At 65.8% G+C, this 14,496-nt stretch carries 17 protein-coding genes; 9 read left to right on the top strand and 8 right to left on the bottom strand.

Features of this window, described 5'->3' with window-relative positions:
• The first annotated feature begins 199 nt into the window (after nucleotides 1-199).
• The 6 genes from FHY55_RS12885 (at nucleotide 200) to FHY55_RS12860 (ending at nucleotide 4,021) form a co-directional block, all read left to right on the top strand.
• On the top strand, nucleotides 200-1,459 hold the full coding sequence (locus tag FHY55_RS12885) for a site-specific DNA-methyltransferase (protein ID WP_140014583.1): 1,260 nt from the start codon (nucleotides 200-202) through the stop codon (nucleotides 1,457-1,459).
• On the top strand, nucleotides 1,456-1,665 hold the full coding sequence (locus FHY55_RS12880; protein WP_140014582.1) for a hypothetical protein: 210 nt from the start codon (nucleotides 1,456-1,458) through the stop codon (nucleotides 1,663-1,665). The genes FHY55_RS12885 and FHY55_RS12880 overlap by 4 nt, the downstream gene beginning before the upstream one ends.
• Entirely contained in the window at nucleotides 1,665-2,105 is a 441-nt protein-coding gene (locus tag FHY55_RS20765) for a hypothetical protein (RefSeq protein WP_254695301.1), read from the top strand. Before FHY55_RS12880 ends, FHY55_RS20765 begins: the two co-directional genes overlap by 1 nt.
• A gap of 215 nt (nucleotides 2,106-2,320) precedes the next feature.
• Nucleotides 2,321-2,710 (top strand): phage terminase small subunit P27 family, encoded by a 390-nt coding sequence (locus FHY55_RS12870; protein ID WP_210410482.1) that lies wholly within the window; start codon nucleotides 2,321-2,323, stop codon nucleotides 2,708-2,710.
• A 47-nt stretch (nucleotides 2,711-2,757) separates the two neighbouring features.
• Nucleotides 2,758-3,243, top strand: coding sequence for a phage terminase small subunit P27 family (locus FHY55_RS12865; RefSeq protein WP_254695300.1), 486 nt, complete (start codon nucleotides 2,758-2,760; stop codon nucleotides 3,241-3,243).
• A gap of 73 nt (nucleotides 3,244-3,316) precedes the next feature.
• Complete coding sequence (locus FHY55_RS12860) at nucleotides 3,317-4,021, top strand: recombinase family protein (RefSeq protein ID WP_140014579.1); 705 nt, start codon at nucleotides 3,317-3,319, stop codon at nucleotides 4,019-4,021.
• A gap of 120 nt (nucleotides 4,022-4,141) precedes the next feature.
• Here the strand turns inward: FHY55_RS12860 and FHY55_RS12855 are convergent, their stop codons facing one another.
• From FHY55_RS12855 to FHY55_RS12830, 6 genes are all read right to left on the bottom strand, one after another.
• The gene (locus FHY55_RS12855) at nucleotides 4,142-5,434 is read right to left on the bottom strand and encodes a TRAP transporter large permease (RefSeq protein WP_140014578.1); all 1,293 of its coding nucleotides are present in this window, start codon (nucleotides 5,432-5,434) and stop codon (nucleotides 4,142-4,144) included.
• Nucleotides 5,431-5,964 carry a TRAP transporter small permease gene (locus FHY55_RS12850; RefSeq protein ID WP_140014577.1) on the bottom strand — a complete coding sequence of 178 codons (534 nt, stop codon included), beginning with the start codon at nucleotides 5,962-5,964 and terminating at the stop codon, nucleotides 5,431-5,433. The genes FHY55_RS12855 and FHY55_RS12850 overlap by 4 nt, the downstream gene beginning before the upstream one ends.
• Nucleotides 5,961-6,989 carry a TRAP transporter substrate-binding protein gene (locus FHY55_RS12845; protein ID WP_168223001.1) on the bottom strand — a complete coding sequence of 343 codons (1,029 nt, stop codon included), beginning with the start codon at nucleotides 6,987-6,989 and terminating at the stop codon, nucleotides 5,961-5,963. The genes FHY55_RS12850 and FHY55_RS12845 overlap by 4 nt, the downstream gene beginning before the upstream one ends.
• Nucleotides 6,990-7,047: 58 nt before the next feature.
• Nucleotides 7,048-7,929, bottom strand: coding sequence for an NAD(P)-dependent oxidoreductase (locus FHY55_RS12840; RefSeq protein ID WP_140014575.1), 882 nt, complete (start codon nucleotides 7,927-7,929; stop codon nucleotides 7,048-7,050).
• The gene (locus FHY55_RS12835) at nucleotides 7,929-8,312 is read right to left on the bottom strand and encodes a carboxymuconolactone decarboxylase family protein (RefSeq protein ID WP_140014574.1); all 384 of its coding nucleotides are present in this window, start codon (nucleotides 8,310-8,312) and stop codon (nucleotides 7,929-7,931) included. The genes FHY55_RS12840 and FHY55_RS12835 overlap by 1 nt, the downstream gene beginning before the upstream one ends.
• A gap of 73 nt (nucleotides 8,313-8,385) precedes the next feature.
• Nucleotides 8,386-9,792, bottom strand: coding sequence for an aldehyde dehydrogenase family protein (locus tag FHY55_RS12830; protein ID WP_140014573.1), 1,407 nt, complete (start codon nucleotides 9,790-9,792; stop codon nucleotides 8,386-8,388).
• Nucleotides 9,793-9,974: 182 nt separating this feature from the next.
• On the opposite strand from FHY55_RS12830, the gene FHY55_RS12825 reads away from it, so the two are divergent.
• Nucleotides 9,975-10,910, top strand: a complete 936-nt coding sequence (locus FHY55_RS12825) for a LysR family transcriptional regulator (protein ID WP_140014572.1) — start codon at nucleotides 9,975-9,977, stop codon at nucleotides 10,908-10,910.
• A gap of 1 nt (nucleotide 10,911) precedes the next feature.
• Here FHY55_RS12825 and FHY55_RS12820 read toward each other — a convergent pair whose 3' ends face one another.
• A complete protein-coding gene (locus FHY55_RS12820; RefSeq protein ID WP_140014571.1) occupies nucleotides 10,912-11,841 on the bottom strand; it encodes a LysR family transcriptional regulator in 930 nt (309 codons plus the stop codon).
• Between the two features lie 81 nt (nucleotides 11,842-11,922).
• Between FHY55_RS12820 and FHY55_RS12815 the strand changes: the two genes are divergently transcribed.
• Nucleotides 11,923-13,104 carry a cytochrome P450 gene (locus tag FHY55_RS12815; RefSeq protein ID WP_140014570.1) on the top strand — a complete coding sequence of 394 codons (1,182 nt, stop codon included), beginning with the start codon at nucleotides 11,923-11,925 and terminating at the stop codon, nucleotides 13,102-13,104.
• Entirely contained in the window at nucleotides 13,101-13,424 is a 324-nt protein-coding gene (locus FHY55_RS12810; RefSeq protein ID WP_140014569.1) for a 2Fe-2S iron-sulfur cluster-binding protein, read from the top strand. The genes FHY55_RS12815 and FHY55_RS12810 overlap by 4 nt, the downstream gene beginning before the upstream one ends.
• Before the next feature lie 43 nt (nucleotides 13,425-13,467).
• Here the strand turns inward: FHY55_RS12810 and FHY55_RS12805 are convergent, their stop codons facing one another.
• Entirely contained in the window at nucleotides 13,468-14,445 is a 978-nt protein-coding gene (locus FHY55_RS12805; protein ID WP_140014568.1) for a fumarylacetoacetate hydrolase family protein, read from the bottom strand.
• Nucleotides 14,446-14,496: the final 51 nt, after the last annotated feature.

Here is a 14,496-nt window from a genome sequence, read left to right as displayed (position 1 = left end):
TCAGTCGCTGTCGGCGCCAAGGCGCGTCACTCTTACGCCTGGCCACCGTCCGCATTCGCTAACCGCCGTATGGCTTTCCGGATCATCGTCGCCTCCTGTCGCCCATTGTCAATTATTGTCATAATTACAATGGTTTGAAACCTTGCTATACTCCCCTTGAGGCAAGCAGCCAGTCGCGGATCAATTCGGGGGCGGGGGTATGGCGAAGGCAAGGACGGCACCCATTGGGGCACAGGCGATCGAGCAGCGGGCGGTGGAAGCGCTGATCCCCTACGCCAACAACGCGCGGACGCATTCGGAGGCGCAGGTGGCGCTAATCGCGGGCTCGATCCGGGAGTTCGGGTTCAACAACCCGGTGCTGGTGGACGGCGAGAGTGGCATCATCGCGGGGCACGGCCGGGTCTTGGCGGCGCGCAAACTGGGGCTCCAGACTGTCCCGGTGATCGAGCTTGCCCATCTCACCGAAGCGCAGAAGCGGGCCTACATTCTGGCGGACAACCGGCTGGCCGAGCAGGCGGGCTGGGACCGTGACCTGCTGGCGCTGGAACTGGGGGAGCTCGCTGACCTGGAGGTGGATCTCGGCACGCTCGGCTTCGACGGTGCGGAGCTCGATGCATTGCTTGATCACGGCGCTGCAGACCCGAAGGAGGAAGCCACCCCGCCGGTCCCCGAGGTGCCAGCCTCCCGGCCGGGCGACCTCTGGGTGCTCGGGAACCACCGACTGATCTGCGGCGACGCTACCGACGGGGCGACGGTCAAGCGCCTGCTCGGGGATGTGCGCCCCCATCTCATGGTCACCGATCCGCCTTACGGCGTCGACTACGACCCGGACTGGCGCAACAGGGCAGGGGCTTCGGAGACGAAGCGGACCGGCAAGGTGCTAAACGACCACCGGGCCGACTGGCGCGAGGCCTGGGCACTGTTTCCGGGCGAGGTGGCCTATGTCTGGCACGGGGCCTTGCATGCCATGACCGTGGCCGAGAGCCTCACCGCCTGCGGCTTCGACATCCGCAGCCAGATCATCTGGGCGAAGGAGCGGCACGTGCTGAGCCGGGGACACTACCACTGGCAACACGAGCCGATGTGGTATTGCGTGAAGGGCAAAGGCCACTGGTCTGGGGACCGAACGCAATCGACCCTCTGGTCCATCCCCAGCCAGGACCAGGATGCGACCACGGTGCATGGGACGCAGAAGCCAGTGGAGTGCATGCGCCGCCCCATGCTGAACAACTCCAGCCCCGGACAGGCCATCTACGAACCCTTTTCTGGATCGGGAACGACGGTAATCGCCGCGGAGAGCACCGGGCGGCATTGCTACGCGGTGGAGCTGGACCCCGGTTACGTCGACGTGGCCGTTCAGCGCTGGCAGGCGTTCACGGGGCAGGAGGCTATCCTCGACGGGGACGGTCGCAGCTTCGACGAGATCGCGGCCGAGCGCCGCGAGAGTGAGGCGGCATGAGCCAGTCCCGGTCCCTCTCGGCCTTGGAAGCGGCGGCCAACGTGGTCGTGGACTGGATGCTTGCCCTGGCCACGCAACTGGCCGTCTTCCCCGCAATTGGCCTCCAGGTGACCCCGGCGCAGCATCTCTGGGCCAGCCTCGCCTTCACCTCGGTCTCCTTCCTGCGGGGTTATGCTCCACGACGCCTGTTCGTGAGGTTTGGCTGATGGGACGCCCTCCGATCACACTCAGCGAGGCGCAGACGCTGGAGGTCGAGACCCTCGCCGCCCTGCTGAACCAGGACCAGATCGCCGACTACTTCGGGATCTGTCGCAACACCTTTCGCGCCATTTGCGAGCGGGACGCAGAGGTTGGTGCACGGTATAAAAGGGGCAAGGCCAAGGCGATTGCCCATGTTGCCAATGGGCTGCTGCAGAAGGCGAGGTCCGGCGACACCACCTCGTCGATCTTCTATCTCAAAACCCAGGCCGGCTGGCGCGAGACGGCCGAGCTCCGTCATTCCGTGGAGGAGCGCCCCTTGGAAGCCCTGAGCGACGATGAGCTATGGGGACGCCTTGATGAGACGCTGGTCAAACTGGATGGCTTTCGCCCTAGGCTCGTGAACCGGCTCCCAGAGCCCGTCACCGCAGAGGAGCCTGGCGCCTGACCCCCGGGGGGGGGAGGGTCAATCTCTGGTGCTGGGGAGGCCCGGACCGACGTGGGGGGCTTTGCGCGCGCACGGCCATGATTGCGACCGGGGGGCGGATGTAGAACAGGAGAATGCCAATGGCCCCGCGTGGCCCGAAGCCAATACCAACACAGGTCAAGCTGGTGACTGGGACAGCCCGGGCGCACCGGCTCAATCCGCAGGAGCCCATGCCCATGCCGGAGGTGCCGGAGCCACCCGACCACCTCAACGAGGACGCACGCGCCGAGTGGGCGCGGATTGCCGACGAGCTCTCCGCCCTCGGCATTTTGACGCGCCTCGATCGCGGGTCGCTCGCGGCCTATTGCCAGGCTTACGGAAGGTGGCGGCAGGCGGAACAGGCACTGGCGCGGATGGCGGAACGCGACGCGACGACGGACGGCCTCATGATCCGGACCAAGAGCGGCAACCTGATCCAGAACCCCCTGGTGGGATCCGCCAATAAGGCCATGGCGGACATGATGCGCTACGCAGCGGAGTTCGGTCTGACACCTTCGGCGCGATCCCGCGTGGAGGGGCTCTCACCAGATGCGGGCTGGTCCCCGGCCGACGAGTTCCTCGCGTGATGGCCCGGCGCGGTCGCAAACCCCTGCCCAAGGCAGTTCCGGCCTCAATGGCGGTCGCAGCGCTGCCCCGCTGCCCCCCGCACCTGTCGGACACGGCACGAAGGGAGTGGCGACGGCTCGCGGCCCCGTTGCACGAGATCGGTGTGCTGACGCTGGCAGACCGGGCGGTCCTCGCGGCTTACTGCCAGGCTTACAGCCGCTGGGTCGAAGCAGAGCAGAACCTGTCGAAGACACCGATGCTGCTGAAGACCCCGAGCGGTTATGCCCAGCAGTCCCCCTGGCTCTCGATCGCGAACAAACAGCTGGAGCTGATGGCGCGGTTCATGGGCGAGCTCGGGCTGACCCCGGTCGCGCGGCGGCGGGTGGAGATCGAGACCGCGACTGGCCCGGAGCCGATCACCAAGATCGAGTTCGTGACCGTCTACACCGATGAGAACGGCAAGAGGGTCGAGCGGTCGGCCGGCACGTGGGATCCGGACGCGAACAACAACGCTTCGAACAGCAAGCGCATCGGCGTGAAGTGGCAGGATTAGTCCTGAACCGACTACACTGGGGCCCCCAACTCACCGTACACACCTGCCTAACCAACGTTGCGCAGGTTTGTACATGGTCAGGGAAACTGCCACAAAACCGAAGTTCGTCGCCTACCAACGGGTCTCCACCGCCCGGCAGGGGAGGTCCGGCCTCGGGCTCGAAGCTCAGCGGAAAGCCATCGACGGCTTCACAGCATCAAGGGGAGCGCAGGTCATCGCCCGTTTCACCGAGGTCGAGAGCGGCAAGCGCAATGACCGGCCGGAACTGGACCAGGCCCTAAACCTCGCCCGGCTCACCGGTGCCACCCTGGTCATAGCCAACCTCGACTGCCTCTCACGCAAGGCCGCCTTTCTGCTCACTTTGCGCGACAGCGGCGTGCGGTTCCTCGCGGTCGACATGCCCGAGGCCAACGACCTGACCGTCGGCATCATGGCGCTCGTCGCCCAGCAGGAGCGCGAGGCCATATCCAGACGCACGAAAGAGGCGCTAGCCGCCGCGAAGGCGCGTGGGGCGAAGCTGGGCAACCCGAATGGGGCAGCGGCGCTCAGGCGGGCAGGGGAGGGCGGTGCGGCGCTCAGGGCGACGGTGAGCCGGAATGCGGATCAGTTTGCCGCAGGGCTAGCGGAAGTGGTCGAGGCTATCCGGGCGGAAGGGCATGTGTCGCTTAGGGCGATCGCGCGCGAGCTCAACGCACGCGGGATCCTCACCCGGCGGGGTGGGCGGTGGCAGGTGTCGAATGTACGGGCACTTGTCGGCAGGTTGGACGCTGACACATAGAACTCGCCAGTGACTGATGCTGTAGATTATCTCTCCTTTAGGGCACGCAGCCGTATTACCGCCAAGTAAATTTGAGGTTTTGTATAGCGTCTTCTCAGTAGAGGGGGTTTGGCAGCCAATCTAATTAGCCATTTGCTCGGGCAGGAAAAGGACAATAGCCGGAAACAGCAGAATGAGCGCGAGTCGGACGACATCGGCGGCGACGAAGGGCAGGACGCCCTTGAAGATGGTCGTGGTGGGGATCTCCGGGTTTACCGAGCGGATGATGAAGATGTTCATACCGATCGGCGGGGTGATCAGGCTGATTTCGACCACGACCACCAACAGGATGCCGAACCAGATCGGATCGTAGCCCATTTCCTGCACCAGCGGAAACACCACTGGCACGGTCAGCAGGATCATCGCAAGGCTGTCGAACACACAGCCAAGGATAAGGTAGAAGAGGATCAGCAGCATCAGCACGCCGGTCGGGCCGAGGCCGGTGGCGCGGATCGCCTCCGTGATCATGCGCGGGGCGCCTGCCATGTTGATGAAGCCGGAGAAGATCAACGCCCCCACCAGAACCGCCATCAGCATGGCGGAGGTGCGAACGGTTTCGGCGAAGATGCGGAACAGCGCGGCAGCATCCAAAGTGCGTTTGGCCAGCGCGATCACGAAGGCGCCCGCCGCACCGACACCGGCGGCCTCAGTGGCGGTGAAGACGCCGAGGTAGATGCCGCCGATCACGAGCGCGAACAGAAGCAGCACCTGCCAGACACGCCCGATTTCACGCAGGGTCTGGCCGAAGGGCAGCGCCTCGCCCGCGGGGCCGGCGGCGGGCTTGCGCCAGACCACCGCGCGCACCGCCAGTGCGTAGAGCAGGATGCCGAGGAGGCCGGGCAGCACGCCTGCGATGAAGAGCTGGCCCACGCCCGTTTGTGTCATCGTGCCGTAGATCACCATGATCACAGAGGGCGGAATGAGAATGCCAAGGGTGCCGCCCGCTGCCACGGAGCCGGTGGAGAGGGCAGGGGAGTAGCCGTATTTCTTCATCGAGGGGAGCGCGATGGAGGACATGGTGGCCGCTGTCGCAAGGCTGGAGCCCGATACGGCGGCAAACCCGCCGCAGGCGAAGACGGTGGCCATTGCCAGCCCGCCCTTGAACCGCCCGACCACGGCGTTGGAGGCGCGGTAGAGGTCGCGCGACAGCCCGGCATGATTGACCAGGTTGCCCATCAGCACGAAGAGCGGCAGCACCGAGAGCGAGTAGGAACTGAGCGTATCCCAAAGGATCTGGGCCGAGACCGCCCCCGCCGGCTGGATCGAGGTGAGCATGGCGAAGCCGACGAAGCCGACCACGCTGAGCGAAAAGGCCAGCGGCAGGCCGAAGAACAGCAGGACGAAGAGGGCGAAGAAGCCGTAGATTGCGATCATTTGGGTGACTTGTCAGCGTGATGGGCGCGGCGCAGGCGCAGGGCGGCGAGGAAGAGAGCGGCAAGGGCAGCCAGTGCGAGGCAGATCACCCCGAACCATGCAATCCAGCCGACTGGAACGTGCAGCACCGAGGTGCGGTCGCCGTAGCGCAAAAAACGCGCGGCGAGGGTGGAGAGCTTCCATGCCGCCCCGGCGAAGCAGGCGGCGATGACGAGGTGCCACGCGAGGTCACGGATCAGCCGCAGACGCCCTTTGAAAAGCGACTCGAAGAGCCCAACGGTCACATGTGCGCCGCGTAGGGTGACGGAAGGCAGCGCGGCGAAGACCAGCACGGCCATGCCCACTTCTGTCATCTCGAAGGCAAAGCCCAGCGGCGCGTTAAAGAGGTAGCGGCCGAGCACGTCGAGAAAGGTCATCGACATCATCGCGAAGAGCACCAGCCCGGCACCCGCCACGGCTACGACGTCGAGCCAGTGTGCCGGCCCCGGAAGGGGCTCCGGGGCCGGCGTGTTTTCATCCTCGTGGCTCATTCCTCGGCCTCGAGCTCCGCTGACTGGGCACGGAAGAAGTCGAGGGCGGCCTGCCCGTCCACGCCCTTCTCGCCAGCGGCGGCGATCCAGGCCTCGTGCAGCGGCGCGGTGGTCTCGCGGAACTCGGCCATGAAGGCCTCGTCGGCCTCGATGATCTCGACGCCATCGGCCTTCATCTGCTCGACGGCGGCGGCATCGCCCGCGTCTTGCTGGGCGCCTGCCATACGGGCCAGCGCTTCGCCGGAGACCGACATGATCTGCTCCTGCACCTCCGGCGAGAGGCCATCCCAGCTGGCGCGGTTCATCACGACGAACCAGGCCGAGGTGTAGAAGCCGCCGGGGATGGTCGTGTCATGGGCGATCACGTCCTTCAGGGCGAAGGAGGTGTAGGCATCGGGCGCCAGAAGCACGCCATCGGCCACGCCCTGCTCGAGGATCTCGTAGATCTCGCCTGCGGGGGCGGCCACGTTCACGCCGCCCAGCGTGGTGTTGATCTCTTGCACCATGCCGCCGCCAACGCGGAACTTGGTGCCGCGGTAATCGTCCATCGAGGTGACGGCGCCCTTGCCCTCGGTCGAGAGGATATGCCCCGTGCCGTTGCAGAAGAAGCCGAGCAGCACCACCTCGTCAAACTCGCCGGCCTCGGCGAAGTGTTCCTGATGGGTGCGCCAGAGCGCCACGCTGAGGGCCTCGCCACTGGTGCCCATCTGGGGCAGCTCAGAAACGGCAGGCAGCGCGAAGCGGCCGGGGGTGTAGCCGGTCACGCCGAAGGAAATATCAACGATGCCATCGACGGCGAGGTCGAACTGGCGCGGCGGGGCGCCCAGCGACGCATCGGTGAAGCGCACCTTCACTTCGCCGCCTGTGGCTTCTTCGATGGCCGCGAACCACGGCTCGAAGATGCCGGTGTTCATCGAGTGCGTCGGCGGCAGCCAGCTGTTGACGAGCAGGTTTGTCTCGGCGGTGGCCGGCAGGGCGGCGGCGGAGATCAGCAGGGCCGCGAGGCCCGATTTCATGAGTTTCATTGCAGGTTTCCTCCCTTGGATTTGATGCCGCCCGGCGCGAGCCGGGCGGTTCTTGCGTTCAGCTTCCCGCCTTTTCCTCCCAGTGGCGGTAGGCGGTGGTGTGATCGAGCGTGCCTTCGGTGGCAGAGAGGGCCGAGTCCCACCAGGCATCGGTCTGGGCGACAAGCGGCAGGTTGGCCGCGCTCTCGGTCGAGAGCGTCGCGGCGATATGCACGTCCTTGGCCAGAAGCCCGAGCTGGAAGCCCGAGGCAAAGCGCCCCTGCAGCACCTCGTTGGGGATAGTCATCTCGGTCGAGAAGTTGCGCCCGGTGGAGGTGTTGAAGATCTCCACCATCTTGGCCGGGTCGAGCCCGTACTTCTTGCCGAGGATGATGGCCTCGGAGGCGGCAGCAAAGCCCGCCGCGGCCACGTAGTTGTTGAGTGCCTTCATCGCGTCGCCGGTCCCGGGGCCGCCGGTTTCGAAGATGCGGTTGCCCATCGCTTCGAGCACCGGGCGCGCCTTTTCCAGATGGGCCGGATCGGCGCAGCCTACCATGATCGAGAGCGTGCCATCCGTGGCGCGGGGCACCGCGCCTGAGACAGGCGCATCGATAAAGCCGATGCCCTTGGGTTTCAGCGCTTCGACCAGCTCGCAGGTCACGGCGGGGACGGAGCTTGTCATGTCGACAATCACCGCGCCTTCGGAGAGGCCTTCGGCAAGTCCGCCTTCCAGCACAGCGGAACGCACGATAGCGCCAGTCGGCAGCATCGAGACGATCACATCGCTGGCCTCGCCAAGCTCCTTCGGGTTTGCGGCGGCCTTGGCGCCGATCTTGGTGGCCAGTGCCTCGGTGCGGGCGGTGTCGGTGTCGTAGACGGTGAGCTCAAAGCCCTTCGCGGCGATGTTGCTTGCCATCGGGGCGCCCATGTTACCGAGGCCGATGAAACCTACGCGCACCATTATTCGACCCCCAGTTCGTCGAGGATTTCTTCGCAGGCCTTCATCGCGTCGACCATCAGCGGGATGCCGCAATAGAGATAGGAATGCAGGAAGAGGTCCTGCAACTCGGCGCGGGTCACGCCATTGGCGATGGCGCCGCGGGTGTGGATCTTGATCTCGTGTGTGCGCCCCATTGCGGCGAGCATGGCCAGAGTGACCAGCGAACGGGTCTTCAGGTCGAGCGCCTCGCGCTGCCAGCCTTCGCCGAAGCAGATACGGGTGACGATATCTTGCAGCGGGCGCATGAAATCGGTGCAGGTTTCGGTCTGACCTTCGGCGCCTTCGACGCCAAACATCTGGCGGCGCAGGTCGAGGCCGAGTTCTTCGGGGGATTTTTCGCTCATCGCGGGGTCCTTCGTGTGCATTGATGCCGGGGGCGGACCAAGCCGCCGCCGCCCGGCGGGGGAGAGGGGCGGGTCAGCCGAAAACGACCTGACGGTCGCAGTATTCATCGAGACCGGCCTGGCCGAACTCGACGCCGAGGCCGGATTGCTTGGTGCCGCCAAAGGGAACGTCCGGTCGGATCGCGCCGTGGGCGTTGATCCAGACCGAGCCGCATTCGAGCCGGAGTGCGAGGGCGCGCCCCTGCTCCAGATCGCGGGTCCAGATCGAACCGCCGAGCCCGTTGGGGTTGTCGTTGGCGCGGGCGATCACCTCGTCGACATCGCTGTAGCGGATGATCGGAAGGGCGGGGCCGAACTGCTCTTCGTCGACCAGCGGCACGCCGTTGTCGAGATCGGCGACCAGAGTGATCGGGTAGAAGTTGCCCGGGCCGGTGGAGGGCGCGCCGCCGGTCAGCACCCGGCCGCCTTTGGCCTTGGCGTCTTCTACCAGCGCCACCACCTTGTCGAACTGCATGCGGTTCTGGAGCGGGCCGAGGACGTGGTTCTCATCCAGACCGCTGCCCATCGGCATGGCCGCGACGAGCTTTGTCAGCGCCTCGCATACGGCATCGTAGACATCGTCATGCACGTAAAGCCGCTTCAACGCGCCGCAGGTCTGGCCGGTGTTGATGAAGGCGCCCCAAAAGAGCCCCTCGGCAATCTCCGCCGGGTCCACATCGGGCAGGACGATGCCCGCGTCGTTGCCGCCCAGTTCGAGCGTGAGCTTCTTCAGCGTGTCGGCGGCGGAGCGCATCACCTTGACGCCTGTGGCCGAGGAGCCGGTAAAGACCATCTTGGCGATATCGGGATGGGCCGACATGGCGGCGCCGATCTCGTCGGGGCCGGTTACCACGTTGACCACGCCAGCGGGCAGGATGCCGTTGATGATCTCGATCAGCCGCAGCGTGGAGAGCGGGGCCATCGGCGAGGGCTTCACCACGATTGTGTTGCCCGAGCGGACGGCGGGGATGATGTGCCAGATGGCAATGAGCATCGGCCAGTTCCACGGCGTGATCGAGCCGACAACGCCGACGGGCTTGCGGTGCATGGACACCCGGCCCTCGTTGTCATCCTGTATCATCTCAGGCGCCATGGAGAGCGAAGCCGCATATCCCGCCCAGCCGCAGGCGCCCCCAACCTCGAAGCGCGAGCCAAGGCCCTGCAGCGGCTTGCCGGTCTCCCGGGTAATCAGTTCGGCGAGTGCTTCGGTCTCGGCTTCGATCGCTGCCGCGATTTGTGTGCAGTAGTCTCGGCGGGTCTCGTCGGAAAGCGCGGAGTATGCTGGAAAGGCGGCCTTGGCGGCGGCAACGGCGTCTTCGAGATCGGCCAGTGTGCCTTTCGGGGCTTGCCCTGCGACATCACCGGTGGCCGGGTCTGTTACATCAAAGCTGCTGGCGGCCATGCGTTTTTGGCCGCCGATGATCATCGGGTAGTCGGTCATATGGTATCCTCCCTTGCGGGGTGGCCGGCCCAGAGGGCAGGCGGGCACGCCCTCCAGCATGCGCCCCGTGGGGACAGTTCTGGGCGATGGACGGGGCGGTAAGCAACGGGACGGCTCCGAATTGTGGTATCGATAATTTCGATGGAAAGGCGCCTTAACCTTCGAGTAGCCTGTGCTGTGATATGACGAGCGACCTACATCTCAAGACCGATTTCCACAGCCTTCGCGTGCTGATCACAGTGCACGAAAAGGGCTCCATCAGTGCGGGCGCCGATAGCCTCGGGCTGAGCCAATCCTCTGTCAGCTATACCATCGAGCGCCTCCGCGACGTTTTCTCCGACCCGCTCTTCGTGCGGCTCGGGCGGGGGATACGGCCCACCGAGCGATGCGATTGGCTGGCGGAGGAGGGGCGGCGGCTGATCCAGCACTACGAGGAAATGGTGGTTCCGACCCGGTTCGACCCCGCCCAGGCGACTGATCGCTTTACCATCTCCTGCAACTTCTATGAACGTGCGAGTTTGCTGCCCCAGCTCGTGAGCCAGTTGGCGGTCGAGGCGCCCGGCGTCACGCTTTCCATCGTCTCGGCAGTTGGCGACGGGTTGGCTCAGCTGGAGCGGAACGACTGCGATCTTTGCATATCTCCCGTGCCTGCGCGGGTCTCGGGGCTCTATTCGGAGGAGCTGCTCTCGGAGCGCTATGGCTGCTTCGTCTGTCCGCAGAGCCGTTGGGCCGAGAAAGGGCTGGATCTCGCGCTTTATGCGGGTGCGCGGCATATCATGGTGCGGCCAGCGCCGAATTGGCGGCCCTACTACCTTGCCACGCTTCAGCGGCTCGGGGTGGAAATCCGCCCGCATATCGAGGTCTCGTCCTTCGGCGAGATTGACCGGATCGTGAACGGGACCGATCTGATCTTGACGGCGACAGAGGGCTTTGCCCGGATCTATGCGCCTCGGGTGGTTGCCGTGCGCGCACCCTTCGACGCTCCTTTTCGGGTGCATATGGCCTGGGCCGGGCGGACGCACCGGGCGCCTGCGCACCTTTGGCTGCGCCAACGCATGCGCGAAATCGCGGCCGAGCTGCCCGAACCGGAGATCCGAGCCCCGGTCGGTGCGGGCTGACTCAGCCTGCGTCCGGTCCGGGCATGGGCCGCGGTGGATCGTTGGCTACGGCGCGGATCATCTCGCGGATGCGTCGGTGGCGCGCGCTGTTGTCGGTGCGCGGGGTCCACATCATGTTTACGTCGAAGCTGCATGCAAATGGGGTAGGCACTGCCGTCAGCGCAGGTGTGAACAGGCGGGCTAGACCAGAGGGTGCCGTCAGGATCAGGTCGGAGCCGGCAAGGATGCGCTCGACCCCGCCGAAGGAGGGCACGGTGACTGCGGGCGTCAGCCGGACACCGAGGCGCAGCATCTCGTCCTGCCAGAACGGCCGCCACCCTTCCGAATAGGCAATGGTCAGGTGTTGACCGGTGGCAAAGCGTTCCAGAGTGAGCCCCTCCGTGGCGATGGCGGAGGCCGGATCGACAAAACAGGTGTAATGCTCGCGAAACAGCCGTTCGACACGGAGCTTGTGCGCGCCCGGCGCGACCGGCGAGATCGCCACGTCGCATTGACCGTCCTGCAACATCCGGTGGGGCGCGCTGCTGGCGGGAACCATTGCAACCGGCATATGCGGCGCGGCGGCGCGCAGCCGGGCGAGCAGAGGTGGCAGCAGCAGGCTGCGCTCGTAGAAGTTGCCGGCGATGGTATAGGGTGTGGTTTCGCGGGCCATATCGAAGCTATCTTCGGAGCCGAGCTCGCGCAGGTCGTCGAGCGCAGGGCGCAGCGCGGCCACGATGGCATCGCAGCGTACGGTGGGCACCACCCCCCGTGCCGCGCGGTGGAAGAGGCTGTCTCCGAATGCCCTGCGAAGGCGCTCCAACGTATAGCTGGCCGTGGATTGGGCAATGCCTGCCCGCTCGGCGGCGAGCGTCAGCGACCTGGCCTCATGGATCTTGCAGAGCAACCCGAGCGCCTTGAGATCGAGTCCCATGATATCGAGATCATCCATATCGGTTATCTCCTACTTCGTGTTGCTCGATACATGAGGCCAGTGCAGACCGGAGGCAAGGTAGACTTCAGGGAGGAAACCATGCCCAGGCCAATGCCTGTGATCGACGACGTGTCGCTGGCCGAGATGTACGACGATCCCTACCCGGTTTACGCGCGGCTGCGGCGAGAGGCGCCGGTGGCTTGGCTTGCACCCGCCAACATCGCGCTGATCACGCGCTTCGATGACATGATCGCAATCGAGCGCGATGAAGAGACCTTCCCCGCCAACGACCCGCGCAGCTTGCAAATCCGCTCGATGGGCCATTCGCTGATGCGTCGCGATGGCGCGGAGCACGCGGCCGAGCGGGCGGTGCTGGTGAAGTCCTTCAGCCCGCCGATGGTGAAGAGCCACTGGTCGCCGCTGTTTCGCGAGATCGCGGAGGAGCTGGTGGGCGAGACCGCGCCAAAGGGGCAGGGCGACCTCTTCACCGAATTCGCTGCGCCGATGGCGGCCCGCGCGTTGGCGCAGATTATCGGGATCCCCGAGACAGATTGGCAAGACCTGCTGTGGTGGAGCCAGGCGCTGATCGACGCCACCGGCAACTACGCCGACCTGCCCGAGCCGTGGGAGCGCTGTGCCCGCGCGAGCGAGGGGATCGACACGGCGATTGACCATCATGCCGCGCTCTGGGCTAAGGCTCCCAACCCCTCGGCACTGTCTGCCATGGTCGCGGCGGACTGGCCGATCGAGCGTATCCGGGCAGACATCAAGGTGATCATCGGCGGCGGGCTGAACGAACCACGCGATTCCATCGGCACCGTGCTGCTGGGACTGCTCTCGGATCCGGCGCAGCTGGAGGCGGTCAAGGCCGACCCGGCGCTGGGCCGCAAGGCCTTCGAGGAGGCGGTGCGCTGGGTGGCGCCGATCGGGATGTATCCGCGCCGGGTGGCGAAGGAGACAGTGCTTTCGGACACCGTGCTGCCCGCAGGCACGGCGATTGGCCTGAGCGCCGCGTCCGCCTGCCGCGACGAAAGCCACTTTGGTGACAGCGCCGGACGGTTCGACATGAACCGCCCCAAGGCGCAGCACCTCGCCTTCGGCTCCGGCCCGCATTTCTGCCTCGGTACATGGATGGCGCGTTCGATGGTCGGTGACGTGGCTGTGCCTGCACTGCTCGCACGCCTGCCCGATCTGCGCCTCGACCCCGACAATTCGCCCCGCATGGGGGGCTGGGTCTTTCGCGGCCCGCTTTTCCTGCCAGCCAGATGGAGCCCGAAATGACCAAGCTCACCGTGATCACCCCCACAGGCGAGAGCCGTCCTATGGAGGCAGACCCATCGACTTCGCTGATGGAGGCGATCCGTGATGCGGGTATCGACGGCATCGTGGCCGAATGCGGGGGCACGGCGGCCTGTGCCACTTGTCATGTCTTCGTTGACGAGGCCGCGCAGGCCGCGCTGGACCCTGCCGACGAGCATGAGGCGGGGATGCTGGAGTTTGCTGCGGTGGAGGCCACGCCCGCCAGCCGCCTTTCTTGCCAGGTGCGTGTTTCCGACCTGCCGGAGGGGGCGGTTGTGACGCTGCCCGAAACCCAGCTGTGACAGCGCGGCGGGGCGCGTGAAGTGCCCCGCCGCGTTTTTTCTATCAGGGAGCCGCGATATGCCGAACATCATTTTCCAGCCGTCCGAGGCCCTCGACCGTGATGCCGATGCGCCCGGTCACCCGGTTCAGCAGCAGGCTCTTGTGGCCACGCGGAAAGCGCCCCTCGCCCTTGCCGGTGGTGCCGAAGGAGATCATGTCGCCCGGCTCCAGTGTGAAGTAACGGCTGGCCTCGGCAATGCAGGTCTCGACACGGAATCGATAGTTTCCGGTGTTGTCGCGGGCAAAGACCTCGCCGTCGATGTCGGCCACCACGGCGAGCGAATTGGGGTCGGGCACCTCGGCGGCAAGCGTCACCCAGGGGCCAACCGGGCCGAAGGTATCGGCGCCCTTGGAACGGGTGTGGTAGACGTAGAACACGTCTCGATCTTCGGGGCCTTGCAGATTGCGCCACTTGTAGAACTCGGGGTGCGCAAGATCGGGCGCGTAGGTGACGGCAATGGAGTCTTTGCCAAACTTCAGCCCGTGCGAGGTGACGTCGTTCAGGATGGTCCAGCCGAAGACGTGATCGAGCGCCTCGGCCTCGGTGATCCGCGAGGCGCGCTTGCCAATGATCGCGCAGATCTCGGGCTCGGGGATCGTAGGCCCCCAGTTGGGGGCGACCTCGATGGTGCCGCCGTGGCCGATGAGGCAGGACGGCGGCTTGAGAAAGAAGTTGGGCACGCCCGGGTCGTTGTGCGCGGTCTTCATCAGTTCGCGGTTATTGAAGGCAACGCCGAGGATTTTGGAGGGCCGACGCACCGGGGGCGCATAGCTGAGCGCAGATTGCGCAACGGTCGCACCGGCAAGGGAGTTCACCCGTTGAGGCAGGGCAGGGTCGTCCTGCGCTGTGTCGAGCAGGTCGCCGAGATCGCGCAGCGGCAGATCGGGCAGCGCGGCGGTGACGTCAAGCGCGCGGCCTTCGCCCGCGGCGCGCCAGAGGCGGTTCGGCTGGCCTTCGAGATGGGCAGTGGCAAGTTTCATTCGGGTCTCCTCCCTGCGGTGTCGCCAGGCAGAGTATCTGCGCCGTGCGCT

Origin of the sequence: Oceanicola sp. D3 (genome assembly GCF_006351965.1) — a bacterium.
In the GTDB taxonomy this organism is placed as follows: Bacteria; Pseudomonadota; Alphaproteobacteria; order Rhodobacterales; family Rhodobacteraceae; genus Vannielia.
This window is presented reverse-complemented; position numbering and strand designations above follow the sequence as displayed.